This window comes from Candidatus Omnitrophota bacterium (assembly GCA_026387175.1).
Lineage (GTDB): Bacteria > Omnitrophota > Gorgyraeia > 2-01-FULL-45-10 > 2-01-FULL-45-10 > CAIMPC01.
Genome location: JAPLME010000012.1, coordinates 220,395 through 245,877 on the forward strand (window position 1 = coordinate 220,395; position 25,483 = coordinate 245,877).

Genomic DNA, 25,483 nt, shown 5'->3' on the forward strand with positions numbered 1-25,483 from the left:
ATATGAATTGGAATAATATAATTCAAGCCGGAATTTATCTCGCGGTGCTGCTGTTATTGGTTAAACCGCTTGGAACTTACATGGCCCGCATATACGAAGGAAATTTTACGGGTCTTAATGCGTGGTTTCGCCCGGTCGAAAGATTGATTTATCGCTTATCCGGCATCGATCCTGAGACAGGCATGCCCTGGAAGACATACGCTGCGGCGGCAATGATATTTAATGTCATTGGTATAGTGGTTGTCTATGCTATCCAACGATTTCAGGCGCAGCTTCCTTTAAATCCGATGTCCATGCCGCCTGTAGCCCCGGATTTGGCGTTTAATACAGCGGTGAGTTTCGCGACGAATACGAACTGGCAGAGCTACGGCGGCGAAACAACCTTAAGTTATTTTACTCAGATGCTTGCCTTGACCGTGCAAAATTTTGTATCCGCGGCAACAGGCATGGCAGTATTGGTAGCTCTTATCAGAGGGTTTATCCAAAAACAAGTAAATACAATAGGTAACTTCTGGGTTGACATGGTCAGGTCGACACTCTATATACTTATTCCACTATCAATAATCTTAGCCCTGCTTCTAGTGTCACAAGGGGTTGTCCAAACAATTGGTCCCAGCGTAAAAGCCGCGTTGCTTCAGCCAGCCAAAGATGCGGATGGAAAAGCTATTACAGAACAAATTATCGCCGTTGGCCCTACCGCCTCGCAGATAGCAATAAAACAATTGGGAAGTAACGGCGGAGGGTTCTTTAATATCAATTCTGCCCATCCGCTTGAGAATCCCACGCCGCTGTCCAACTTATTAGAAATGCTTGCCATTATCCTTATACCAGCCGCTTTATGCTATACCTACGGCTATATGGTTAAGGATAAGCGTCAGGGGTGGGCAATTCTCGCAGCAATGTTTCTTATATTTATCCCGTGTCTTTGGGCTTGTATGCACTTTGAGCAAGCCGGTAATCCTCTTCTTGATAAAATAGGGGTAGACCAGCGCTCAAACGCTCTTCAGCCGGGCGGCAATATGGAGGGCAAGGAAGCCCGTTTCGGGATCGCGAACTCTGCAATCTGGGCAACAACTACAACCGCTGTCGCCAACGGCTCGGTGAATGCAATGCACGACTCCTTCATGCCTCTAGGAGGGTTAATACCGATGTGGCTTATGCAATTAGGAGAGGTTGTCTTCGGCGGGGTGGGATGTGGCCTTTATGGCATGATCGCTTTCGTTATCGTCGCTGTATTTATAGCAGGCCTTATGATAGGCCGGACTCCTGAATATCTGGGTAAGAAGATAGAATCCTACGAAATGAAAATGGCTTCTATTATTCTGTTAATCCCGCACATGTTCGTTCTTACAGGGACCGCACTAGGAGTTGTCTTGCCTCAGGTAAAATCAGCTATTTTTAATCCCGGACCTCACGGTTTTAGTGAGGTACTTTACGCTTTTTCTTCCTGCGGAAACAATAACGGAAGCGCATTCGCAGGGCTTTCCACAAATAATCTCTTTTACAATATAGCGTTAGCGATGGCAATGTTCTTTGCTAGGTACTGGCTTCTTATTCCCACGCTCGCGATTGCCGGTTCGCTTGCTAAGAAAAAAATTGTACCAGTAAGCCAGGGAACTCTACCTACGCATACGCCGCTTTTTATAGTATTTTTGGTTATGGTTATATTAATTGTAGGGGCGCTCACATTCTTCCCAGCGCTGGCGCTCGGGCCTATCGCTGAACACTTGACGCTTATTCATTTATAAGGTTATATATGAGCCAGAAAAGAAGCCATAAAACGAAATCATTATTTGACCCGGCTATTGTTATTCCGGCGATTGTGGATTCGATAAAAAAATTGAATCCTCAGCATCAGATTAAGAATCCTGTGATGTTTGTGGTATTAGTGGGGAGCGTATTCACTACAGGGTTATATATTCAGGCTATTGCCGCGCGCGGGGAAGCGCCGGCAAGCTTTATTTTGGCCATAACGTTATGGCTTTGGTTTACGCTCATTTTCGCTAATTTCGCGGAGGCCATGGCTGAAGGCCGCGGCAAGGCACAGGCCGCGAGCCTGAGGAAGGCAAAACGAGATACACCGGCAAAAAAACTCTCGGGCCCCAAATACGGTTTAAGCTATGAAATAGTTTCAGCGACTACGATAAGAAAGGGCGATATTGTTCTTATCGAGACGGGTGACATAATACCGATGGACGGCGAGATTATTGAGGGAGTGGCGTCCGTAGACGAAAGCGCTATCACCGGGGAGAGTGCCCCTGTTATTCGTGAAGCGGGCGGAGACCGCAACGCCGTTACCGGCGGCACCAGAGTGCTTTCAGACTGGCTGGTAGTACGCATCAGTTCAAATCCCGGCGACACGTTTCTGGACCGGATGATCGCCATGATAGAAGGGGCCAAAAGGCAAAAGACCCCTAACGAAATAGCCCTTAGCATTTTACTCGCGGTCTTTACCATCATATTTCTTTTAGCTACGGTAACGCTCTTGCCATTTTCGATCTACAGCGTTTTAAGCGCGGGACATGGAGTGCCGATTACGGTAACCGTATTGGTGGCGCTCTTGGTATGCCTCATACCGACTACCATAGGAGGCCTTCTACCCGCCATAGGCATAGCCGGTATGGACAGGATGATCCAGGCAAACGTTATCGCTACTTCAGGCCGCGCGGTCGAGGCGGCAGGGGATGTCGATGTCCTGCTGCTCGATAAAACAGGCACCATAACACTTGGGAATAGGCAGGCGGTGGCTTTTATGCCGGCCGAAGGCGTGAAGATCGAATCGTTGGCGGACGCGGCGCAGCTCTCTTCCTTATCCGATGAGACTCCCGAAGGCAGAAGCATCGTCATATTGGCTAAAGAGAAATACGGCATAAGAGAGCGGCATATACATGAATTGGAAGCGAAATTCATTCCTTTCACCGCCCAGACAAGGATGAGCGGAGTGGACCTGGGAGACGGCAGGCAGATCAGGAAAGGCGCAGCCGACGCGATAGAGGAGTATGTGAAAAAGCTCGGAGGATATTTTCCGGAAGACTTGAAATTAAATATTCAGACCATAGCCAAGACCGGCGGCACGCCGCTCGTGGTGGCGGAACATAAGAATGTCTTAGGTGTCATTCAACTAAAAGATATAGTGAAGGGCGGCATCAAGGAGCGTTTCGCGGAACTCCGCCGTATGGGGATCAAGACCATAATGATTACAGGGGATAATCCTTTAACGGCCGCCGCTATAGCAGCCGAGGCGGGGATGGATGATTTTTTGGCGCAGGCTACGCCTGAAACCAAGCTTAAGCTTATCCGCGAAATGCAGCTTGGCGGCAGGCTTGTGGCAATGACCGGAGACGGCACTAATGACGCTCCGGCTCTCGCGCAGGCGGATGTCGCGGTTGCCATGAATACGGGAACGCAAGCCGCCAAAGAGGCCGGAAACCTTGTAGATCTCGATTCCAACCCTACGAAATTAATTGAGATCGTCGAGATCGGAAAACAGCTGCTCATGACTCGAGGCTCGTTGACTACCTTCAGCATTGCCAATGACGTCTCAAAATACTTTGCCATTATTCCCGCGGCATTCGTGGGGACGTACCCGCAACTGAATGCGCTTAATATAATGCATCTCACCACGCCGGCAAGCGCCGTTCTATCCGCGGTTATCTTTAACGCGATTATCATAATATTGCTGATTCCGCTGGCCCTGCGAGGTATACCTTATAAACCGATGCCGGCAAACCGCCTTTTGAGGGATAATCTCTTGATCTATGGCATAGGCGGCATTATTGCGCCGTTTATAGGAATAAAATTAATCGATATGTTATTGGCCGCTTTACATTTGGTTTAGGGGATAATTATGTTTAAAGAGCAGCTAAAGTCCGCGCTTCTTGTTTTCATAATTTTGACGGTGATTACAGGTATTTTGTATCCGCTCTTCATTACAGGAATCGCTCAGGTACTTTTCCACGCAAAGGCCGATGGCAGCTTAATATATAGAGACGGAAAAATAACCGGTTCAGCCTTTATAGGACAACAATTTGATGATCCTAAGTACCTATGGGGACGAATTTCGGCTACATCGCCCGTAGCGTATAATGCTAGTTCATCATCTGGTTCAAACATAGGGCCGTCCAACCCCGCGCTTTTAGAAGCCGTAAAGGCGCGTATTGAAAAACTGCGCGCAGCCGATCCTAAAAACAGGGCGCCGATACCCGTAGACCTGGTGACGTCGTCGGCAAGCGGGCTCGATCCGCATATAAGTCCCTCCGGAGCGTATTATCAGATCGTGAGGATTGCGAAACAGCGAAGGCTGTCTGTAAATATTGTAAGAAATATTATAGACAGGAATACGACACCACGTTTATTCGGCATGCTGGGCGAGCCGGTGGTAAACGTTTTAAAGGTGAATTTAGATTTGGACTCTTATAGGAAATAGAGTATATTATAATTATGGCGAACGAAAAGAATAATATAGAAGAGATCCTGGCGCGGGTTAAAGCAGAAGAATCCAACCGCGGGAAACTGAAGATCTTCTTCGGGGCCATGGCAGGAGTCGGGAAGACCTACTCCATGCTTGAAGCGGCAAGGGTCCTGAAAAAGGAAGGCATCGACGTTGTCATAGGTTATATAGAGACGCACGGCCGCGCTGAGACCGACGCCCTAATAGGGGACCTCGAAATACTGCCCAGGAAGGAATTTCCGTATAAGAACATAGGCTTGAGCGAGTTTGATATCGATGCGGCCTTAAAAAGGCATCCCTCCACAATATTAGTCGATGAATTGGCTCACTCCAATGCTCCCGGTTCCCGCCATCTGAAGCGCTGGCAGGATGTAGAGGAATTACTGGACGCGGGCATAAATGTTTATACGACCTTGAACGTACAGCACTGCGATAGCACAAGCGATGTAGTGGCCCAGGTTACAGGTGTGACAGTGCGTGAGACGGTTCCCGATACATTCGTAGAGCGCGCCGACGATATAGAATTAGTGGATCTCTCGCCCGAAGATCTGCTTAAGCGCCTCAAAGAAGGAAAGGTTTATTTCGGCGAACAGGCTCAGCGGGCGATCCAGAATTTTTTCCAGATAGGAAATCTTATCGCGCTTCGCCAATTGGCCCTCCAATATACTTCCAGGACCGTGGACGCGAAGATGCGGTCCTATAAAAAATCCTATTCGATAACAAAGGTTTGGAACGTCAGGGACAGGATTCTGGTATGTATAAGCGCCAGTCCCCGGGCCGTGCGCCTGATACGGGCCGGCAAACGCATCGCTTCATCGCTCGGCGTTGAATGGATCGTCGCGTATGTTGAAGCGATTTCGCATGTACCTAATCAAAAAGGCAGGACCGACATAGCCGAAATGATGCGCTTAGCCGAAAAATTAGGAGCTGAAACGATTACGCTTGTCGGCCTGAATGTCGCGGAAACCCTTATCGAGTATGCCCGCTCCAGGGATATCACAAAAATTATTATCGGGAAGCCCGGGAAGCCTAAATGGCATGAATTCATCTTCGGATCGGTCATAAACGAACTTGCGCGAAAATGCGGTGAGATAGATTTATATCTTATGAGCGGAGAGACGCAGGAGCTTTCCGCTAAATATGAAACACCCGCCTTGAAACCATTCCCCTGGAAAGGCCTACTATGGACTATGGTCACGGTCGCTATCTGCACTGTGATAGACAGGCTTTTATTTCACCATCTGAACCTTGTAAACTTGACAATGGTTTATCTCTTAGGGGTCACATGGGTCGCTTTCAGGTATGGCCGCAGGATGTCGATTATAGCCTCAATTCTTAGCGTATTATTTTTTGATTTCTTTTTCGTTCCGCCTTATTTTACATTCGCGGTGATCGAAGCCGAATATTCTATAACGTTCATAGTGATGTTGTCGGTAGGTTTTATAATAGGGGGCTTGACCGGGCGTCTCAAGCAACAGACCACAGCTATGCGCCTGCGGGAAAACAGGACCCAGGCCCTGTATTATTTAAACAGGGATCTGGCTAAGACTTCTAATTTAGACGAGATATTTCAAATAGCGGTCCATTACGTTCAGGAGTTTTTTAAATGTCCCGTTGTTATTTTTACTCCCAGTAAGGGTAAAGGCGTTACGGTCCGTTTCGGCGATACCGGCGTATTGCCGTTAAGCCCAAACGAAGAAGCCGTTGCGCAGTGGGTGTATACGCATAAGAAACTGGCCGGTAAGGATACGGATACCCTCCCCGGATCGAGAGGCATCTATTTACCGTTAACCGGCTCCGAGAAGACCGTAGGTGTTATAGGCCTGTTCCCTAAAGAAGAAAAACAGTTAACCGACCCGGATCAACTGCACACACTTGAGATGTTTGTGAATCAGACGGCATTAGCGGTAGAAGGCGCTCAGCTCGCCGCCGCGGCAGTTAAAACTGAGACGGAGATAGAAAGCGAACGTTTGCGAAACTTGCTTCTGAGCACATTCTCCCTGGACCTCCCGGCACCGCTAAAGACCATTTCCGCAGCCGCCGCAGAATTGTTGAAATCCGAAAATATTAATGATAAATCAAAACGTGACGAGTTGATACAGAAGATCCGCGATGAAGCAAGGCGCCTGAGAGACCTTTCCGCGGAGATGACAAAGATAATCAGGTCGGAAAAGTAATTCGTTACCGGCAAATTTGAAATATCTTTCCTTTCAAGGGGCGTTCCCCGCCGCCTTGCTTTTATACTAAAATTATGATATATTAATCAAGCTAAAATGCCAGATAAGACTATCGTTACCAATAGGCAAGCGAGGTTTAACTATATCATCCTGGAAAGCCTTGAGGCCGGTATAGCCTTGACGGGCACAGAAGTTAAATCGATAAGGAGCGGCAACGTAAGCCTTAACGAGAGCTTTGCCAGAGTTGACGGCAGCGAGATCTTTATTTATAACATGCGCATCGCCCCCTACGAGTTCGGCAATATAAATAATCCGGACTCGATGAGGCCCCGGAAATTACTTCTTCACAGAGCGCAGATCCGAAAATTCATCGCCGAGACCGCTACAAAACATCTGGCTATTATTCCGCTGAAATTATATTTTAAGAATGGTTTGGCAAAAGTAGAGATTGCCTTGGCCAAGGGCAAGAAACTCTATGATAAGCGCGAATCGATCAAGAAGCGCGATTCCGACCGCGAGATCAAGCGCAGATATAGTCATTAGCTATTTACAAAATTTTAGGGGGTGAAGGGCTTCGACCCATATAAGCAAGGCAAAGGTTGCATGTAGAGGTTGCTAGGAGGCCTCTTAAAACACCTGGCAAATCAACAAATGCTGACAACTTCAATGTGCCAGCAACGGTTGACCAGCTTCTGGCTACCATGCAAGTGGTACCGGGGCCGGTTCTACCGGTAGCGTTAGCCCTATAAGCTAACCCGTCAACCGGCATGTGCCTGTGAGGCCGGATTGGCGACGATAACAGGATAGTCCTTGCCGTTTAGCCTTTAGCGGCTCGGATGAAGCTTCTAAAGGATACTCTGCCGCAATTCCGCCCGTTGAAGCGCGGACAGGGGAAATCAAAGATCGGGACAAACATGTAGGAGCTTTTGTTTTGATATTTGGGGACGCGGGTTCGACTCCCGCCACCTCCACCAATGACGATTTGGCCTCCGCCAAAAAGTGTGGAACTGCTTTTTGGCTTCAGCCTGCCAGAGTAAGATAATAGCAGGGCTAGCGCCCAAATCGTTTTAAGGAAAACCTAAATCGGTTTTCCTTAATATTCCTTTCCCTTATGTGGAAGTAAGACAGGATATCAATGAAATTTATAAACAAAGTGCTTGCTGTGGTATTTGTTACGATCTTTCTTGCCGGATGCGCGGCCCAGGCGCCCTATTTTAAGCTCGATCCGAGCCTGCAGAGCAGTATCCGGATCATCGACGGATATAAGTATCTCCCGCTGACGAGAATTTGCGACACATATAAGGTTAGCTGCAGTTGGGATACTTTTGCAAAAACGGCTTCTCTCAAGGCAGGATCCAATAACATAGTCTTGAGATCCGAGAGCCGTATAATTCTCATTAATGGCAAGGAGAGCAAGCTTGACAGGCCTGTGGTGGTCACAGACGGAACCGTCTTTGTGCCAGTCTCATTTGCCAGAAAGACCATAGCGCCTCTCTCCGCCGCCGAAACCGCGGCGCCGCAGAAGGTACCTGTTATTGAGGCCGAGAAAGCGTTTACGATCAGGACAATAGCTCTCGATACGGGCCATGGAGGAAAAGACGCTGGCGCGATCGGCCGGGGCAGGGGCACAAAAGAGAAAGACGTAGCGCTTACTCTTTCGAAGAAAGTAAGGAACCTTCTCGAAAACGCGGGCATAAAGGTCGTGATGATCCGCGATAATGATACGTTCGTCGCGCTCCCGAAAAGAAGCGTGATAGCCAACGACAGCGGCGCGGACATTTTCGTGAGCATTCACATAAATGCGTCGTTCTCAAAGCTTGCGCGGGGATTTGAATGTTACTATCTTTCAAGCGCCACAGACGATAACGCCAGGGCCCTGGAAGCTTTTGAGGACTCATCATTGAAACTGAGCGACGATGCCGATGCCGAACATTCCCGCCGGCTCGATAAGACGCTGTGGGACATGACGCTTACGGAGAATAGAAAGGAATCGGAAGAGCTCGCCGGCTTTATATGCAAATCTGTCGATGAGGAACAATTGATAAAGAATAACGGAGTTAAATCGGCCAGATTTTACGTATTAAAGCATACGCATATACCGTCAGTATTGGTCGAGAGCGGTTACATATCGAACAGGATCGAAGAGATGAAATTAAGGGATCAGGGTTTTCTGGATAAGATGGCCGAGGCCATCGTCCGGGGGATATTGAGATATAAGAAACGCTATGAATCTACGGAAGGGTTTACCAATGTCTGACAGGCGGCCGATAGGTATATTCGATTCAGGTGTGGGCGGGCTTACGGTCGCGCAGCAGATACAGAATATGCTTCCGGAAGAGGATATAGTATATTTCGGAGATACCGCCCGCGTTCCTTACGGCACTAAATCTAAAGAAACCGTAACGAAATTTTCGGTCGAGAATGTCGAATTTCTTATGGAGAAAGATGTGAAGCTGGTAGTGGTGGCATGCAATACCGCCTCGTCGCTCAGCCTCGATTTTATTAAGAGATGTTTCCGCGTGCCTATAGTGGGCGTTATAGAGCCGGGCGCGAAAGGCGCGGTGCGTTCTACGAGAAATAAACATATCGGCGTGATAGGGACTAATGCCACAATATCTTCCGGCGCGTATGAGAAAGCGATAAGGAAGATCGACCCCAGGATTTCGGTGGCATCGCGCAGCTGCCCGTTATTCGTTCCGCTCGTAGAGGAAGGTTGGCTGAAGGAGCCTGTTACGCGCGACATTGCTTCGATATATCTGGCCCCGCTAAGGGCATCGAAGATAGATACGTTGATAATGGGATGCACTCATTACCCGCTTTTATTTAAGGTAATTCAGGATATCATGGGCCATAAAGTAGTTCTGATAGATTCGGCCAAAGAGGTGGCTAAAGAGGCGAAGGTGATATTAGATTCGACGGGCCTCTTGAACTCATCCGGCAGAAAGGGCAAATATAACTTCTTTGTCAGTGATGAGCCTTCCAGGTTTGTCGCGGTGGCCGAAAGATTTTTGAAGAAAAAGATATCCTGTGTCAAGAGGGCGGTGTAATCGGTTACTAAGTTGGAGAGAAGAAGATGTACGAGATAAAGGTGAAGGCGAATTTCAGTTCCGCGCATAACTTACGTAACTACCGGGGTAAATGCGAACATCTGCACGGGCATAACTGGAACGTCGAAGCGATATTCGCGTATGGAAAACTTGACAAGGACGGGATGGCGATGGATTTTAAAGACGCGAAGGCTGTCTTGAAGCGCGCCATAGAGGATATGGATCATTCGTATCTGAACGAACTCGAAAGCTTCAAAACCATGAATCCCACATCGGAAAATATCGCGAAATTGATATATGGCAGGATCAAGAAAGCGTCAGCCGGGATCAAGTCCATATCCGTGTGGGAAAACGGTAATTCCTGCGCCACTTATACGGAAGGCCCGAAGAGCCGATGAAGAAGGCAGTGATCCTTCTCTCCGGCGGACTCGACTCCGCCGTTACGATGTATGTTGCCCGCAACAAGGGCTACGAATGTTACGCGTTAATATTCGATTACGGCCAAAGACATAAGAAGGAGCTTGCGTCCGCGAGAAAACTGGCCCGAAAGTGCGGCGCTCATTTAAAATCGGTTACGCTTACCCTGCCGTGGAAGGGCTCAAGTCTCGTAGATAAAGAAGCGCCGCTTCCGTTAGGCCGGAGCGCTAAGGATATAACCGGATCCGGCGTCCCGTCGACGTATGTGCCCGCGAGAAACACCATCTTTTTAAGTATTGCGGCCTCATATGCCGAAACCATAGGTGCCTCAGCGATATTTATCGGCGCGCACACCGAGGATTCGAGCGGTTATCCCGATTGCAGGCTGGGTTACCTGAGGGCCTTCGATAAGGTAATCGCCTTAGGCACGAAGCGCGGGCTTGAGAGTAAATTACGCCTGGAATTTCCGTTAATAAAAAAAGACAAGTCCGGGATAATAAAGCTCGCTCGCTCGCTTGGCGCACCTCTTCAGTATACATGGTCATGTTATCAGGGCCGAAGAGCCCCTTGCGGTAAATGTGATTCGTGTGTTTTGAGGGCAAAAGGTTTTAAAGAAGCGGGACTGAAGGATCCGTTATATGAGTAAAGAGAGCGCGGAAATAACAGAGATATTTTCATCGATACAGGGCGAGGGAATATTCGCGGGCGCAAAACAGATATTCGTGCGCTTCAAAGCCTGTAATCTGGCATGCAGTTTTTGTGATGAGCCGAGAGATGCGGCCGGTGAAATATATACACCGGCGTCTCTGATGAACGAGATTCGGCTATTAACCGAAAAGAAGGGCCCGCATCATTCCGTCTCTCTCACTGGAGGAGAGCCGCTCTGTTACACGGATTTTTTGAGCTCTTTCCTGCCGTTATTGAGCAAATCGGGCAGAAAGTCCTATCTCGAGACCAATGGGACGCTGCCAGGTGAGCTTGCGCGCGTGATAGATCTTATAGACATAGTAGCTATGGATTTCAAGCTGCCCTCTTCGACGGGAGAAAGGGCTTTCTGGGGCGAGCACCTCGAATTTTTAAAGATAGCTTCAAAGAAAAAAGTTTTCGTAAAAGCGATAGTGACGCCGGAGACAACGGCGGAAGATATAAGGCAGGCGGTTTCTATAATTAAGAACCTGAATAAACATGTGCCTTTTATTTTGCAGCCTGCCACACCGGTAAAGAAATCCGACAAGGAAGTCGATACCGGGACCCTTCTGGAATTTATGGAGATAGGGATCGATAATGATCTGGAGCAGATAAGGGTAATGCCTCAGGTTCATAAGATAATGGGAATTAAATAACGGGGAGAATATGAAGAGATCTTTATATGAAGGGCTGCAGGGGGAGATACGGAAATTAAAGACGCCGCGCGTAGATACCTGGAAGAACCAGTATCCGGACAGGGACTATACCATACAGATCGATATTCCTGAGTTTACCTGTATCTGTCCGAAGACGGGCCTGCCCGACTTTGCCATGATAATCATTAAGTATGTACCGGATAAGGAGTGCATCGAGCTGAAGTCGCTTAAATATTACACGCTCTTTTATCGGGATGTAGGCATATTCAATGAGCATGTCGTGAATAAGATGCTCGACGATTTCGTGAAGAGCTGCAAGCCGAGATGGATGGAGATATTCGGAGAATTCAATGCCCGCGGCGGCATTAAGACTACAGTGACGGCGGAGTACAGAAAGAGGCCTTCTAAAGATATATAAGGGCTATATGAGAGAGATAAACGTTTCACGAATAAAAAAGGCCGTAGAAGAGCTTTGTCTTAAGGCTAACTTTACGCTCAGGAAAGACATTCTTAACGCGCTTGAGCGCGCGCTAAAGAAAGAGACGAATCCCCGCGCCAGAAGTATATTAAAGACGATCATCGAAAATGCGCGTCTTGCTAAAGCCAATTCGCTCGCGATCTGCCAGGACACAGGTATGGTATTTGTCCATCTTGATATAGGGCAGAATGTCAGGCTCTTCGGAGGAAGCTTGCGTAAGGCGATAACTGATGGCGTTAAAGAGGCATATGCCAGAGGATGCCTGCGTAAGTCGGTGGTCGGGAATCCTCTCTTTCGCGAGAATACAAAGACGAACACACCCGCCATAATAGTGACGGACATAGTCGACGGTAATAAAGTGAAAATAGATCTCGCGCCCAAAGGTTTCGGAAGCGAGAATAAGAGCATGATAAAGATGTTTAAGCCGACCGCATCGGCCGATGAGATAAAAGATTTTATCATAGATGTTGTGAAGGGCGCCGGGCCCGACGCGTGCCCGCCATTTGTTTTAGGGGTGGGCATAGGCGGGACGTTTGAGGTTGCGGCCGGCCTCGCTAAGAAAGCGCTGATTAGACCGATAGACAGGAAAAACCCCGATAAGCGCCTGGCCAGACTCGAAAAGGAGCTTCTGGAAGAGATGAATTCGCTTGGTATGGGGCCGATGGCGCTCGGAGGAAAAGCTACGGCGCTCGGTGTTAACATACTGAGCTACGCCACTCATATAGCGGGGCTTCCAGTTGCTGTAAATATGAGTTGTCACGCGACGAGGAGCGCTTCAAAGACGCTATGAAACAGAAACATATCACTGCTCCTATTACCTTAGGAGAGCGCAAGAAACTAAGAGCCGGAGACGAAGTGCTATTGAGCGGTATAATATTTACGGCAAGGGACTCTGCGCATAAGCGTTTATTCGATATGATAAAATCCGGCAAGCGCATACCTTTGGATCTGAGGGACACCGTTATATACTATGCGGGGCCCACTCCATCCAGGCCGGGAAGGGCAATAGGTTCATGCGGGCCGACGACAAGTTCCCGTATGGACGCGTTTACGCCTGAGTTGATAAAGCTGGGCCTGGCCGGGATGATAGGGAAGGGCGGTAGGTCCGCCGAAGTGCGAAAGGCAATCAAGAGGCATGCTTCGGTATATTTTCTTGCCACAGGCGGGATAGGGGCTCTGCTTTCGACGAAGGTGAGATCGTCTAAGGCGATACTATTTAAGGAACTCGGCCCCGAAGCTGTTTATAAACTGGAAGTGAAGGACTTTCCGTTAATCGTGGGAATAGACTCGAAAGGGAATGATATTTATGATAAGGCAGGACGGAAGAAGAGATAGCGAGCTTCGTAAGATCAAGGTCACAAAAGACTATATCAAATATGCCGAAGGCTCATGCCTTATAGAGTTCGGCAATACCAGGGTGATAACTACCGCGAGTGTTGAAGAGACCGTTCCGCCGTTCCTGAAAGGCAAGAAGAAGGGTTGGGTCACGGCCGAGTACAGCATGATACCGCGCTCGTGTAAATCGAGAGTTCCGCGTGAAGCCTCAAAAGGTAAACTCGGCGGCAGGACCCACGAGATACAGCGGCTTATCGGCCGCTCGATGCGGACCGTAGTTGATATGGATAAGCTGGGCGAGCGGACGATATGGATTGACTGCGATGTGATCCAGGCTGACGGCGGCACCAGGTGCGCGAGCATCACAGGGAGCTTTATATCGCTTGTCCTGGCATTGGCAAAATTGAAAAAAGACGGAGTGATAGCGGAAGTGCCGGTCTCGGATTATGTAGCGGCCGTGAGCGTCGGGATGCTGGGTGGCAGGCCTGCGCTTGACCTCAACTACGATGAGGATTCGAACGCGGAAGTCGATATGAATATTATAATGACAGGTGACGGCCGGTTTATAGAAGTGCAGGGCACCGCCGAAAGAGAGCCGTTCACAAAGAATGAGATGGAGAAATTATTGGCGCTGGCTCGAGGAGGCATAGAAAAGCTTATAGCGGTCCAGAAGAAAGCGCTGAAGGGTCTAATTCAGTAATGAGCCCCATCAGAACTCTGGTTGTAGCCACGAAGAACGATAAGAAGCTTTACGAGCTTAGAAGATACTTAAAGACGGTTAAGGCCAATATCATATCGCTGAAAGATTTTCAAAAGACGCCCAAAATAGTCGAGAATAAGGACACGTTCAGGGGGAATGCCGCTAAGAAAGCGCTAATCGTGTCGCGGTTTGTGAAAGGGCTTGCTATAGCGGATGATTCGGGGCTTTGCGTGAAGGCGCTCGGTGATTTACCGGGCGTAAAAAGCGCTCGTTTCGCAGGGCCCGCTAAGAATGATAAGGCTAATAATCGAAAGGTGCTGGAGCTTTTAGAAGGTGAGAGCCTTTCCAGACGTAAGGCGAGATTTGTTTGCGCCGTGGCGATAGCCGATAACGGCAGAATCCTTAAGATCATCGAAGAGGATTGCAAGGGCCTTATAGCGTTTGAAGTGAAAGGCAGACACGGATTCGGCTATGACCCGATCTTCTTTATTCCCAAATATGGAAAGACATTTGGCCAGCTGGGGTTGAAAACAAAAGACAGGATGAGTCACAGGTCAAAAGCGCTTAAGAAGGCGAGAGCATTTTTAAAATCCTACAAGTAGGAAAATATCTGTAGGGGCGATTTTGATTTGTGTTATAATTTGCTTGCGGCGGGGCGTAGCGCAGCTGGCTAGCGCGTCTGCTTTGGGAGCAGAAGGTCCTCGGTTCAAATCCGAGCGCCCCGACCATTATTGAAAATTTGACAGCTTTACGCGTCCCTGTAGCTCAGTTGGATAGAGCATCTGCCTTCTAAGCAGAGGGTCGCCTGTTCGAATCAGGCCAGGGACGCCATCTTACTTCGCTCTTAAGACACTTAGGTGAGTAGGGCTTCGTAAGACATGCCCTACATGGGGAAACTACGTTTCCCCCTCTTCGCATTTTCCTACCCATAATTCGACTTAAATAACATAGTATTTTTATAAACTATATTTTATCCTAACATTTTTATCGCATTTGTTAGGATATAAAAAACTAAGCTGTTTTTCTTTGTATTTTTCTGATTTTATGATATACTTTAAGTAGATAGAAAAAACTTATTAAAAGTTTATAATAATAGGTGTCTCAATGAAAACTAAAATCCTGATTCTAACATCCTTTTTAATGACTGCATTCCTTATATCTATTACCACGTTTACTGCGGCTCAAGCCGCAACAGCAGATAAGAGGATCTTAGTTGAATCTCCTATGGCCGATGCTCCTTATGATGAGATGGGCGAAATATCAGATTTTGCGACAACTCTGAAAGCAGACCCCGTAGATATTAACAAAGACGGTGTCATAGATGCTCGCGATATGGCCTCAGCACAGATCGGTTATGCGTTGGCGTTTAAGCATGCAAATAGCCTGCCGGCTGCGGTAAAGCGCAGCTTAGATAGGAATAGAGATGGCAAGGTTACGAAGATGGATCTGTTATTGGTGACCAGTAACATTGCTAAGGCTGAGGAAGTTTATGAACGCGTTAAAGTCCCTTCCTTCAATTTCGTTAATATGCCCATTTTTAACTATATCTTCGTAGGACAAGGTAGCCTGATGATCGCCAAGGACACCGTTCAAACATTTGATGAAGTCACCGACAATGGCGTATCTCAGCCGACCGATGTCGGTGAAAGTGCATTGGCAAAATTAGATATCAATGCTGACGGCGCTGTTGGTGAAGGGGATGCCATAGCATTCGGCGATATCTACACTGCTATTGAACGTGTAAACTATCATGACTTCAATTTTAACGGTGATGGGGGACGGATAGCTGATGAAAAATGGCTTGCCGTTTATAACTCAAATATTACCCCTGAGGCCAGAGCGAAGCTCGATATTGAAAAGGCCGGGGTGCTGGATGAGAGGGATGAGCAGGTATTCAGCAATATGATAATCAAGCTGGCGACAGTTATAGATTACGTTAAATATGCGACCGGGTCAAACTCATCCACCATGACAGACTGGGCTAAGGATCAAAATGGAAATTTACAGTGTTCGTTCAAGGCCGGAAAAGGCCATGAACTGAAGGTGGTAATAAGGATAGATACCGGCGTTATATTGAACTCGAAGGAGACGTTGTTAACCTACGACAATAAGAGTAAACTGACCGTTGCGGAAAGCGCCACACGCACATACGATGTCAGCGGCACTCTTCAAAAAGCGGAATATTCTGCCAGTACCTATGATGGCAGCGGTAAGCTTGTTTCTCATGTTGCGGAGAGCGTGGAGCTAAGTACTGCTAGCGGAGAGATAATAAATAGCACTTATACAGAGGCCACCAATATTGACGCCGCCGGCACAATCATGGTAGAGGTCACTGAAAGCGCAGTTTTTGGAGCGGATGGTAAAGTGATCGGATCATCCATCACAGAATCACATTATAATGCGTCCGGAGTATTGATAGAGCGTGTAGCCAGTGTATTAATACCCGATAACGCCGGCCGATCGGGCGCCGGAACAAAGTTATCAGTTAAGTACTCTATCGATGCGGCAGGCGCGGTGGTATCTACTAACGTATATAACGAGCAGGGAGGAAAAGTTGCAGCGTTAAGCGGAGAAGGCTATAAGGATCCAGATTCAATTATAGGGTCTGTGCAGGCCGCCAAAGATGCGGAGCTAAAAGCTGCCCAGGATGCCGCTGCATTAAAAGCTGCCCAAGACGTCGCTGCACTGAAAGCCGTCCATGATGCCGTTGCATTAAAAGCTGCCCAGGATGCTGCTGCACTGAAGGCCGCCAAGGATGCGGAGCTAAAAGCTGCCCAGGATGCTGCTGCACTGAAAGCCGCCAAAGATGCGGAGCTTAAGGCCACCCAGGAAGCTGAACAAAAAGCCGCCAAAGAGGCTGAGCTTAAAGCAGCCAAAGACGCGGAACTGAAAGCAGCCAAGGAGGCAGAGCTTAAAGCTGCCCAGGAAGCTGAGATAAAGGCAGCCAAAGAAGCGGAACTGAAAGTCGCCAAAGAAGCTGAGCTTAAGGCCGCTCAAGAAGCGGAGCAAAAAGCCGCCAAAGAAGCCGAATTAAAGGCTGCTCAAGAGGCTGAGATAAAAGCCGCCAAAGACGCAGAACTTAAAGCAGCCAAGGAAGCAGAGCTTAAAGCTGCCCAGGAAGCTGAGATAAAGGCAGCCAAAGAAGCGGAACTGAAAGCAGTCAAGGAAGCAGAGCTTAAGGCCGCCCAGGAAGCAGATCTGAAGGCGGCAGAATTAAAAGCCGCCAAAGAAGCTGAGCTTAAAGCAGCCAAGGAAGCAGAGCTTAAAGCTGCCCAGGAAGCTGAGATAAAGGCCGCCAAAGAAGCGGAACTGAAAGCCGCCAAAGAAGCTGAGCTTAAAGCAGCCAAAGACGCGGAACTGAAAGCAGCCAAGGAGGCAGAGCTTAAAGCTGCCCAGGAAGCTGAGATAAAAGCCGCCAAAGAAGCTGAGCGCAAAGCCGCTGAAACTGAAATGGCGAAGAGGCTACAGGAAGAAATATTATTAGCGCAAGAAAAGATTAAAGCTGCTCAAGAAGCAGAGCTTAAGGTTGCTCAAGAAGCAGAATTAAAAGCCGCCCAAGAAGCAGATCTGAAGGCGGCAGAATTAAAGGCAGCCAAAGAAGCAGAATTAAAGGCTGCTCAAGAGGCTGAGATAAAAGCAGCCAAAGACGCAGAACTGAAAGCCGCCGCAGATCTTAAGGCCGCCCAGGACGCAGCAGATAAAGCCGCCAAAGACGCGCAGCTGATTTCCGCCCCATTCAATGCCGTAAGCGACATGACAAAGAGGTTAAACGACGAAGTGGCGGCGACGCAAGCGAAACTGAAAGCCGCCGCAGATCTTAAGGCCGCCCAGGACGCCGAAGTTGCCAGAATTGCCGCCGAACAGAAGGCCGCCCAGGACGCAGCAGATAAAGCAGCTAAAGAAGCGGAACTTAAGGCCGCCCAGGACGCAGAAGCAGCCAAAGACGCGAAACTGAAAGCCGCCGCAGATCTTAAAGCTGCTCAGGAGGCTGATTTTAAAGCCGCCGCTAAAGTCGCGGAACTGAAAGCCGCCGATATAAAGAATAGCAATACACAGAATATGGGTAAAGCGAATAAAGAAGAGCTGGGCGCTCTGGAAATTATCCAGCCGGTTCTTGACGCAATTCAGGATAAATTGGTAGAAGCACTGTACGATCTAAAGATAGATAAGAAAGAGATTAGCGCTTCACAATCTATCGACATGAACTCTAAGGCAACTGCTTTTGGAGTATTGCTAATGGCAGAAAACAAACAAGATGTGGGTAATAAAGAGACCGAAACCGGAGAATCTATTCAGCCGGTTCTTGGGTTGGCCAGCGAGAATGCAGTAGCGCCGCGAGTGGATATCAAAGAGCTTTTAGCTCGCAAGATGATGCCGGATCCGTTATATGTAGAAGTATTACCATTACATGAGCCGCAGAAAGTAGATAAGAAGGAAGTTAATATCCCCGAACCTGCTCTGCCTGATACTGAGTTAGATCAGCGGAAAGCGGTAGAGGGGCAAGTGTATACACAAGCTACAGATAAGCGTTTCATTGGTGAGATGGCAAGTTTGCCAGATAAAGAAATGCTCCCGTTGCAAAAGAAAATTAATGAAAAGAAACTGCAATAAGCTAGCCCTTAAATTAGAAAATTCTTGATATAGCATACCAGTAAGCCTATAATGTCTCTATATGTTTTTCAAATCGGTCCGCTTTAAGATAATACTCCTATATATAGTAATATTAACTATCACGCTCTCCGCATTCAGTCTCCTCATATATGGAAATTTCAGCAAAAAGATTTACGATGATCTTGACGATCTGTTGAGCTCAAGGGCCGAAGGCGTAGCTAACGCGTTAAACACCTATTACCAGTTAAGGAAGATAGAGGCCGCGCAGAACGGTAAGGAATTTAATTTTCTGGCCACCGATGGGTCCGGCGATTTTGTGAAAGTCGCCCGTAATTGGGTCGAAGCACAGCGTAAGGACCCGGAAATGATGAGCGTTTTTGTCCAGATAGCCGATCCCGCCGGCAATATTATAGTCTCCTCAAAAACAGTTCCTCATATACAACCGCTCTCTAAAGAAGACTTCAGGTCCATATTGGGCGGTGAAGATAGTTTTGATACGGTAGACGGGGAAGCCGCGGACGGCGGGCAGATAAAGTTCAGATTATATAGTAAGCCTATTATGGAGGGGGGGCAGGCTATTTATGTGGTGCAGACCGCAGGGCCGATAAGCATGCTATCCATTGCGCTTAATAACCTAAGATTTACATTATTTGTACTGCTCCCGCTCACAGTGCTTCTGGCCGGACTGCCTGGCATATTCCTGGTGAGAGTGGCACTGAACCCTATAGACAAGATGATAAATACGTTAAAACAGATTACCGCCGAAAATCTAAGACTGAAGATACATATCCCGGATACAAAGGATGAAATGTCGAGGCTTGCCGATACATTTAACGACTTGATAGAACGGTTAGACAGGTCTTTTTCATCCCAGCAAGACTTTATGCACAGTATTTCGCACGAACTTGAAACGCCTATAGAAATTTTACGTAAAGAGATTGAAAGGGCGCTTAAGAATGTGCGTTCGTCAGGGGAGTACCAGGCTGTGCTTCAGGCGGCTCTTAAGGAGATAGGCGGATTCTCCAAAACAGTGGAAGATTTGCTGGCTCTTACGCGGTTGGCAGACGGCCGGTTATTGCTCGAGATCAAAAAGGTTGATTTAACCAAGTTGATCGAAGAGGAATTGAATGAGATAAGGGTGTTGGCCGAAGACAAGGACATAGACATCTCTTTCTATTGCGAGGAGACTATAATATTGGACGGAGATGGTAAGCAGCTGAAAAGGTTATTGACGAACATATTCGATAACGCGATCAAATACACGCTCCGGAAAGGCAGGGTGATAGTAACTGTGCGCAAAGAAGGCAAAGACGCGAATATTACGGTAAGCGATACCGGCGTCGGAATGCCTGAAGACGAGATACCATATATATTTGACAGATTTTATCAGATAAAAAAATCACGCCGGACTAAGAGTGGTTTCGGCCTTGGCCTAAGCACGGTGAAAGCTATCGTCGAAGCGCATAGAGGAAAGATATCAGTGGAGAGCCGGGTTGGCCAGGGCTCAAGTTTTATCATCCATCTACCGTTATCATATCCTGTATGATTTTTTAACAAGGCAAACATACCGATGTCCGTTGTATTTTCATTTAATATTAAAGAGTGCATAAAACCGAAGCGGAATAATGACTCCGTCGCGGAAGAGAGTTTTTCTCTGAGAGGCAATAACGGAGCGACAGTTATTCTTATTCATGGGCTCACCGGTACTCCCAATGAAATGAAGTTTTTGGCGACATTTTTAAATAAAAAAGGTTACTCTGTAATATGCCCAAGATTGGCTATGCACGGAGAGCCGATAAGGGTATTGAAATACGCCAAATGGCAGGAATTTTATGAATCCGTCCGCAATCTATTTATAAACGGAGAACTTGCCGATAATAAGGGGCCGGTCTTTACTTCGGGGCTGTCTATGGGCGCGCTTCTGGCTCTTCTTGCCGCAGATGAGTTCAAGGAAAAGGTCTCCGGCGTAAGCTGCCTGGCGCCGACGTTATTCTATGACGGATGGAACTCTCCGGGCTCAGAAATATTTCTTCCGTTTGCCTACCACACACCATTAAAATATTTCGCGTATTTTAAAGAAGAGCCGCCTTACGGAATCAAGAATGAAGCGATGCAGGGGCGTATACATAAATATTACGGTGATGCGAAACTCGACGATATGGATAATGTCGCCCAGTACGGATATCCTTATTTTCCGGTTACACTTCTTTATCAGCTGCACCTTCTGGTCAAACATCTGACAAAAAAACTCCCGGCGATGGACTTTCCGGTACAGCTTATCCAGGCTAAAGATGATGACATGGCCAGCGTGAAGAATTCCAAATTTATTTACGACAGGGTAAAGACCGAGATGAAAGAGATGGTACTGTTGTACGATTCATATCATGTGATAACCGCCGATCAGGAACGGGATATAGTGGGGGAAAAGATGGACGATTTCTTCACCCGTGTAATGGCCTCAAAACATTAGCTTGCCGGAATCGGGCGGTAAAGATATAATATATCAGGTTTATCGAAAAGTTACGTGGTGGCTATAGTGTAAAGGTTAGCACAACAGACTGTGGCTCTGTTTGCACGGGTTCGAATCCCGTTAGCCACCCCAGTTTCTCCTCTCGCGAGTTTGCGAGTATTTTATATGGGTAAGTGTAAGAATAAGAAAGGCTTGCGTACGCAAACCGGCGGTTCGAACAGATTTTTTTAATGTATTCGCACCGATCTTCGGCGCTTCCGGCCGATGCGATGTAACTGGCTTGGTGAGCAAGAGTTAGAAAATCCCGCATCGGTTCCAACCATTTTCCGTCAGTCCCTCCAGGATTTTCTAAATGGTGTGTTTTTTTATTCACAAGCGAGGCCTTCTTCGCTTTATACTCATCGGCAGAGATCGATCCGTCTACGAATAAATCCAGTAATCTCGATAACTGCTCGTCTATCTCTCGCAGTTTTGTCTCTCTAGTCAAATCGCTGTGTATCTTCGTGGCCTTCGCGAGTTCCTTCTCTCGGTCTAATTCAGCGAGCATAGCGTGATAGGTCTTATCATCTATAGATACCTTCGCGATGGCCTCGCTTATCATCAGGGCGAGCTTTTCCTCGCGGATATAGCCTTCCTGTGAACAGCCTGCCTTTCGCTTAGTGCAGTGGTAATATGCGTGGCCTTTCTTCTCCTCAGCAGTAATAACGCAACCGCACTCACCGCATCGGATCAGCCCTCTAAATGCAAAGTAATGATTCTTGTATAACGTGGGCTTGCTTCGTGTCTTCAGCGATTCCTGCACTTTATCGAACAGCTCCTTGGATATGATCGGCTCGTGCGCGCCGTGGAACAGCTCGCCTTTATAAAAAAACACACCATAGTAAAAAGCATTAGTCAGTATTCTATGGACATTACTGATGGCAAGTGGCTTTTTACTTCTCTTGCTCACCAAGCCAAAAGCAGTCGCCAATTTTTGCAGCTCCTCAAGTGTGTGGCGGCCTTCGGCGCACAAGGCATATAGTTTCTGGATGAGTGGGGCGGTGGCAGTATCTATGAATATCTTTCCTTTGCCGTCGTTCAGATATCCTGTCGGTGCAAAGCCCGGATATTCGCCGAGGCGCAGCTTCTCCCGAATGCCTCGCTTGGTATTCTCGCTTAGATTATCGACGTAATACTTTGACTGTCCGAAGATGATGTTCAACATGAACTTGCCTTGTGCGCTATTGTCGAAGCGGTAAGTAGGGAAGCGCAAGTCAGCGATCTTTCCTGTGTCTACGAGGTAGATTATCTTACCGCCGTCTATGCTATTGCGCGCAAGTCTGTCGGGATGCCATGAGATGATGCCGTCAGCGTCGCCTTTCTCGATCCTATGGATCATCTCATCGAAGATAGGCCTGCCGGGTATCTTGGCTGTGCGGGCTTCCTGAATAACCTCTACAATGTCCAATCGTTCTTTCCGGGCGTATTCTTGTACTTCGGTGAGCTGAGAGGGGATAGAGAGGATCTGCTTATCTTCCGTATCAGTGGACTTGCGCGCATAGAGAAAGTATCTCATGTCATACCTCCCGTCCCTCGCATCGGCCGGAAGCGCCGAAGAGAAGGCCGATTATATTAAAAAAATCTGTTCGAACCGCCGGTTTGCGTACGCAAGCCTTTCTTATTCTTACACTTACCCATATAAAATACTCGCAAACTCGCGAGAGGAGAAACTGGGGTCCCTATATCAAAAAGTCAGAACCTATTTTAAGGGGCACCCTTAAAAATAAAACCTTTCAACGCTGGCTCGGCATATCGCCTGCCTGCTCGCTGTAGCTAAACAAGTAGAACAACAGCTATAGCAGGCTCTATCGCGTCCTCGCCCTACCCGCCGTCATTGCGAGGAGGCCGAAGGCCGACGAAGCAATCTCTACCACAGGCTCGTCCGCACCCGCCTGCTACAAGCCAGAATGAACTCGTGGACGGCGGGTTGCCGAGCCCCCACAACACAAGACCCGAGGGCGAAAAGGTAAATTTTGGGGCGCGGCAAAATTTGCCTTTCGCCCAATGACTCAAAATATCAAAAATGCCTCAGGAGGTAGATTTTGGCTAAAAAAGCACGTTGTTATGGTAAAATAAGTCAGATAAATAGACTGCAATATTAACACTACTATACTATTACAGTAATAATATACTGTCAAGGATAAAATGATCGGAAAAAATATTAAAAAAATAAGACAGCAAAAAAATTTATCCCAAGAAAAGCTAGCCCGCCTAACTGATATATCCCTTAATACTTTGACAAAAATCGAATCTGGTTTTACAAAAAGACCATCCATCCAGACCATTTATAAAATTGCTAAAGCGCTCGAAGTGCCGATGGAGAATCTAGTAGAGTGACCATGTATTATTATTAGGAGAAACGCAATGTTAGATTGGTTAAAAATTGATAATGAAAAGACATTTCAACGACTGATTAGTCACCTCGTTTCTTTAGAATGTCATACTCCGGGGTTTTTGCCATCAAGTCCATATATTGGTGCGGATGGCGGATATGATGCTTATGTTGATAATTACGCAGAAGAGAACTTGTCTGGTGATATTTGCATTCAAGCTAAATTCACCAAACATTCTTTAAAACAAGCCTATGAATATTTGTGCAATGAAGTGAAAAAAGAACTTATTAAAGCGGATAAGAATAAAATAACCCATTTGATTATAGTAACAAATGCCGAATTAAATGTGGATTATATCAAAAAGCTTACAGCTCTTAATAGCTATAAAGGCATTTCCATGTGGATATGGGATCGCGAAAAATTAACTATCAAAATCGAAAAACAGCCTTTCTTGCGAAGCAATTTTTTTGGTAGTTCTTCTATTCTCTCGTTTGTTCCGTTGTCTGTATTCTTTGAAGAAGCAGATACGAAATCTGATATTAATACTGGAAAAAAAATTAAAACAATTGAAGATAGGTTTAATGAAATAATATCTTTTTTAAAGAATGATAATTTAAAAATTTTTGTAATCCATGCTCCTGGAGGATTTGGAAAGAGTCATTTTTTACGAGAATTTCCAAATCGAATAAGAAATTTAGGTATTACTAGAGAGATTTGGTTTATACGAGATGGTATTCGCGATATTCGAGACGCATTTAATGATGAAATTGGCGTTAGGGAAAGTATAAAAGAGAAACACAGATATATTTTTGTAATAGATGATGCTGATCGCTCGGACGATATAAAAGACATCTTGTATTGTGTAACAAGATCAGGAATTGATGCAAAAATTGTTATATCACTCCGAACAGCAGGTATTTTTGCCTTAGAGGAAACATTAGTTTCTGCTAAATGTAAGGATCTTGCCGTAGTTACGTCTATTCCCCAATGGTCGGACAATGAGCTGAAAACGCTTTTAAGAACTGTTTCGCAAAAGGATAAGATTGATGACGAAAGTGAGATAATCCGAAGATACCCTAACCCCTTTTTTATAGTTCTCATAGGATTAAACATGAAGGGAAAAAGTAAATATGATTTTCAATCAACTAAGCAAAATATTCTTCAATCTTTGCTAAATGATACTCGTCAGATAGTTAAATCAACACAGCTTAATATTAATGACTTGCTCCTCAATTTAACCTTAATAATACCTATAAATATAACTGATAACCAAACAATAACTAAACTTGCTCAATGTCTAAATGTTGACGATCAGCTAATGAGAGATATCCTGGGAAAACTTATCAAAGGCGGAGTATTATGTTCCACAGGAAATATTTTGAGATTTTTACCAGATATGATAGGAGATGTATATTTATTAGAAACGATGCAATCGCTTAAGGAAAAGCAACGAAAAGAGGTTTTCTTATATTGGTTTGACACGCATTCAAAAAATATTTTTTGTAATTTAGGTGCAACACTAAGGTACGGTGAAAAAGATTCATTAATGCCAATAGTTATAGATGTTATAGAAGGATGGATAAATAATTACAGCAAATATGACAGCTATGACAAAAGGCGGATACTAGAAAATCTTGAAGATATATGCAATATCGTACCTGATAAAACAATAAACTTGCTATGGACATTTATAGAAGGTGGCGATTTGAATACCGACTCCTATGGCCCAATTATTTCGCGACTAATTTATGGCAGTATCGGTAGAAAAGAAATTGTGGATATTATTGAGGGATTAAGGGCAAGGGTAAAAGAAGGCACATTTAGTAACTATAAATATGATACTTTGGCCAAGGAAACAGTATCGCCTTTGCATAACAACATTGAGAAACAGGTGATGCCAATATTAACTATTATTGAGAAGTCATTAAAAAGTAATAAGCCTATGATAGATTTTTCAAAAGCAGCTTTAAAAGAAGTCTTAGCATCGTCCCACGAATGGTCCCGCTCTTCATATATGAAAATGGAGATCGGAAGTCGTGCGCTAAGAGCGACGGACTCGGTATTGGCAATGAGAAATAAGGCA

General features: G+C 46.5%; 20 protein-coding genes, 3 tRNA genes and 1 other RNA gene. All 24 read left to right on the forward strand.

Going from position 1 to position 25,483, the window contains the following annotated elements; all coding sequences use genetic code 11:
* The first annotated feature begins 2 nt into the window (after nt 1-2).
* Nucleotides 3-1,748: a potassium-transporting ATPase subunit KdpA gene (gene kdpA, locus NTY76_08045; GenBank protein MCX5679034.1), complete on the forward strand. Its 1,746-nt coding sequence runs from the start codon at nt 3-5 to the stop codon at nt 1,746-1,748.
* 8 nt (nt 1,749-1,756) lie between these two features.
* Complete coding sequence (kdpB, locus tag NTY76_08050; GenBank protein ID MCX5679035.1) at nt 1,757-3,838, forward strand: potassium-transporting ATPase subunit KdpB; 2,082 nt, start codon at nt 1,757-1,759, stop codon at nt 3,836-3,838.
* A gap of 9 nt (nt 3,839-3,847) precedes the next feature.
* Nucleotides 3,848-4,426 (forward strand): potassium-transporting ATPase subunit KdpC, encoded by a 579-nt coding sequence (gene kdpC, locus NTY76_08055; protein ID MCX5679036.1) that lies wholly within the window; start codon nt 3,848-3,850, stop codon nt 4,424-4,426.
* Nucleotides 4,427-4,440: 14 nt separating this feature from the next.
* On the forward strand, nt 4,441-6,627 hold the full coding sequence (locus tag NTY76_08060; GenBank protein MCX5679037.1) for a sensor histidine kinase KdpD: 2,187 nt from the start codon (nt 4,441-4,443) through the stop codon (nt 6,625-6,627).
* 96 nt (nt 6,628-6,723) lie between these two features.
* The gene (gene smpB / locus NTY76_08065; GenBank protein ID MCX5679038.1) at nt 6,724-7,170 is read left to right on the forward strand and encodes an SsrA-binding protein SmpB; all 447 of its coding nucleotides are present in this window, start codon (nt 6,724-6,726) and stop codon (nt 7,168-7,170) included.
* Nucleotides 7,171-7,187: 17 nt separating this feature from the next.
* Nucleotides 7,188-7,601: a transfer-messenger RNA gene (ssrA, locus tag NTY76_08070) on the forward strand.
* Between the two features lie 161 nt (nt 7,602-7,762).
* Nucleotides 7,763-8,884, forward strand: a complete 1,122-nt coding sequence (locus NTY76_08075; protein ID MCX5679039.1) for an N-acetylmuramoyl-L-alanine amidase — start codon at nt 7,763-7,765, stop codon at nt 8,882-8,884.
* On the forward strand, nt 8,853-9,674 hold the full coding sequence (gene murI, locus NTY76_08080; protein MCX5679040.1) for a glutamate racemase: 822 nt from the start codon (nt 8,853-8,855) through the stop codon (nt 9,672-9,674). The genes NTY76_08075 and murI overlap by 32 nt, the downstream gene beginning before the upstream one ends.
* 26 nt (nt 9,675-9,700) lie before the next feature.
* Entirely contained in the window at nt 9,701-10,072 is a 372-nt protein-coding gene (queD, locus tag NTY76_08085) for a 6-carboxytetrahydropterin synthase QueD (protein MCX5679041.1), read from the forward strand.
* A complete protein-coding gene (queC, locus tag NTY76_08090; GenBank protein ID MCX5679042.1) occupies nt 10,069-10,737 on the forward strand; it encodes a 7-cyano-7-deazaguanine synthase QueC in 669 nt (222 codons plus the stop codon). Before queD ends, queC begins: the two co-directional genes overlap by 4 nt.
* Nucleotides 10,730-11,434, forward strand: coding sequence for a 7-carboxy-7-deazaguanine synthase QueE (locus tag NTY76_08095; GenBank protein ID MCX5679043.1), 705 nt, complete (start codon nt 10,730-10,732; stop codon nt 11,432-11,434). Before queC ends, NTY76_08095 begins: the two co-directional genes overlap by 8 nt.
* A 10-nt stretch (nt 11,435-11,444) precedes the next feature.
* Nucleotides 11,445-11,852: a preQ(1) synthase gene (gene queF / locus NTY76_08100; protein ID MCX5679044.1), complete on the forward strand. Its 408-nt coding sequence runs from the start codon at nt 11,445-11,447 to the stop codon at nt 11,850-11,852.
* Nucleotides 11,853-11,859: 7 nt separating this feature from the next.
* The gene (locus tag NTY76_08105; GenBank protein ID MCX5679045.1) at nt 11,860-12,702 is read left to right on the forward strand and encodes a fumarate hydratase; all 843 of its coding nucleotides are present in this window, start codon (nt 11,860-11,862) and stop codon (nt 12,700-12,702) included.
* Nucleotides 12,699-13,247 carry a FumA C-terminus/TtdB family hydratase beta subunit gene (locus NTY76_08110; GenBank protein MCX5679046.1) on the forward strand — a complete coding sequence of 183 codons (549 nt, stop codon included), beginning with the start codon at nt 12,699-12,701 and terminating at the stop codon, nt 13,245-13,247. Before NTY76_08105 ends, NTY76_08110 begins: the two co-directional genes overlap by 4 nt.
* On the forward strand, nt 13,222-13,947 hold the full coding sequence (rph, locus tag NTY76_08115; protein MCX5679047.1) for a ribonuclease PH: 726 nt from the start codon (nt 13,222-13,224) through the stop codon (nt 13,945-13,947). The genes NTY76_08110 and rph overlap by 26 nt, the downstream gene beginning before the upstream one ends.
* A complete protein-coding gene (rdgB, locus tag NTY76_08120) occupies nt 13,947-14,549 on the forward strand; it encodes an RdgB/HAM1 family non-canonical purine NTP pyrophosphatase (GenBank protein ID MCX5679048.1) in 603 nt (200 codons plus the stop codon). The genes rph and rdgB overlap by 1 nt, the downstream gene beginning before the upstream one ends.
* Nucleotides 14,550-14,598: 49 nt before the next feature.
* Nucleotides 14,599-14,675: transfer RNA gene (locus NTY76_08125), tRNA-Pro, on the forward strand.
* A gap of 26 nt (nt 14,676-14,701) precedes the next feature.
* Nucleotides 14,702-14,778, forward strand: a tRNA-Arg gene (locus tag NTY76_08130).
* 273 nt (nt 14,779-15,051) lie between these two features.
* A complete protein-coding gene (locus tag NTY76_08135) occupies nt 15,052-18,558 on the forward strand; it encodes a dockerin type I domain-containing protein (protein ID MCX5679049.1) in 3,507 nt (1,168 codons plus the stop codon).
* Between the two features lie 61 nt (nt 18,559-18,619).
* A complete protein-coding gene (locus NTY76_08140; GenBank protein ID MCX5679050.1) occupies nt 18,620-20,104 on the forward strand; it encodes an ATP-binding protein in 1,485 nt (494 codons plus the stop codon).
* 24 nt (nt 20,105-20,128) lie between these two features.
* A complete protein-coding gene (locus NTY76_08145) occupies nt 20,129-21,028 on the forward strand; it encodes an alpha/beta fold hydrolase (protein MCX5679051.1) in 900 nt (299 codons plus the stop codon).
* A gap of 57 nt (nt 21,029-21,085) precedes the next feature.
* Nucleotides 21,086-21,160, forward strand: a tRNA-His gene (locus NTY76_08150).
* A 2,052-nt stretch (nt 21,161-23,212) separates the two neighbouring features.
* Entirely contained in the window at nt 23,213-23,404 is a 192-nt protein-coding gene (locus NTY76_08155) for a helix-turn-helix transcriptional regulator (GenBank protein ID MCX5679052.1), read from the forward strand.
* Between the two features lie 27 nt (nt 23,405-23,431).
* On the forward strand, nt 23,432-25,483 hold a 2,052-nt coding region (locus NTY76_08160; protein ID MCX5679053.1), incomplete at its 3' end, for a hypothetical protein.

Excerpts from the sequence above, each read along its gene's own strand:
- kdpA (MCX5679034.1), top strand. The coding sequence starts at position 3 with ATGAATTGGAATAATATAATTCAAGCCGGAATTTATCTCGCGGTGCTG.
- kdpB (MCX5679035.1), top strand. The coding sequence starts at position 1,757 with ATGAGCCAGAAAAGAAGCCATAAAACGAAATCATTATTTGACCCGGCT.
- kdpC (MCX5679036.1), top strand. The coding sequence starts at position 3,848 with ATGTTTAAAGAGCAGCTAAAGTCCGCGCTTCTTGTTTTCATAATTTTG.
- NTY76_08060 (MCX5679037.1), top strand. The coding sequence starts at position 4,441 with ATGGCGAACGAAAAGAATAATATAGAAGAGATCCTGGCGCGGGTTAAA.
- smpB (MCX5679038.1), top strand. The coding sequence starts at position 6,724 with ATGCCAGATAAGACTATCGTTACCAATAGGCAAGCGAGGTTTAACTAT.
- NTY76_08075 (MCX5679039.1), top strand. The coding sequence starts at position 7,763 with ATGAAATTTATAAACAAAGTGCTTGCTGTGGTATTTGTTACGATCTTT.
- murI (MCX5679040.1), top strand. The coding sequence starts at position 8,853 with ATGAATCTACGGAAGGGTTTACCAATGTCTGACAGGCGGCCGATAGGT.
- queD (MCX5679041.1), top strand. The coding sequence starts at position 9,701 with ATGTACGAGATAAAGGTGAAGGCGAATTTCAGTTCCGCGCATAACTTA.
- queC (MCX5679042.1), top strand. The coding sequence starts at position 10,069 with ATGAAGAAGGCAGTGATCCTTCTCTCCGGCGGACTCGACTCCGCCGTT.
- NTY76_08095 (MCX5679043.1), top strand. The coding sequence starts at position 10,730 with ATGAGTAAAGAGAGCGCGGAAATAACAGAGATATTTTCATCGATACAG.
- queF (MCX5679044.1), top strand. The coding sequence starts at position 11,445 with ATGAAGAGATCTTTATATGAAGGGCTGCAGGGGGAGATACGGAAATTA.
- NTY76_08105 (MCX5679045.1), top strand. The coding sequence starts at position 11,860 with ATGAGAGAGATAAACGTTTCACGAATAAAAAAGGCCGTAGAAGAGCTT.
- NTY76_08110 (MCX5679046.1), top strand. The coding sequence starts at position 12,699 with ATGAAACAGAAACATATCACTGCTCCTATTACCTTAGGAGAGCGCAAG.
- rdgB (MCX5679048.1), top strand. The coding sequence starts at position 13,947 with ATGAGCCCCATCAGAACTCTGGTTGTAGCCACGAAGAACGATAAGAAG.
- NTY76_08135 (MCX5679049.1), top strand. The coding sequence starts at position 15,052 with ATGAAAACTAAAATCCTGATTCTAACATCCTTTTTAATGACTGCATTC.
- NTY76_08140 (MCX5679050.1), top strand. The coding sequence starts at position 18,620 with ATGTTTTTCAAATCGGTCCGCTTTAAGATAATACTCCTATATATAGTA.
- NTY76_08145 (MCX5679051.1), top strand. The coding sequence starts at position 20,129 with ATGTCCGTTGTATTTTCATTTAATATTAAAGAGTGCATAAAACCGAAG.
- NTY76_08155 (MCX5679052.1), top strand. The coding sequence starts at position 23,213 with ATGATCGGAAAAAATATTAAAAAAATAAGACAGCAAAAAAATTTATCC.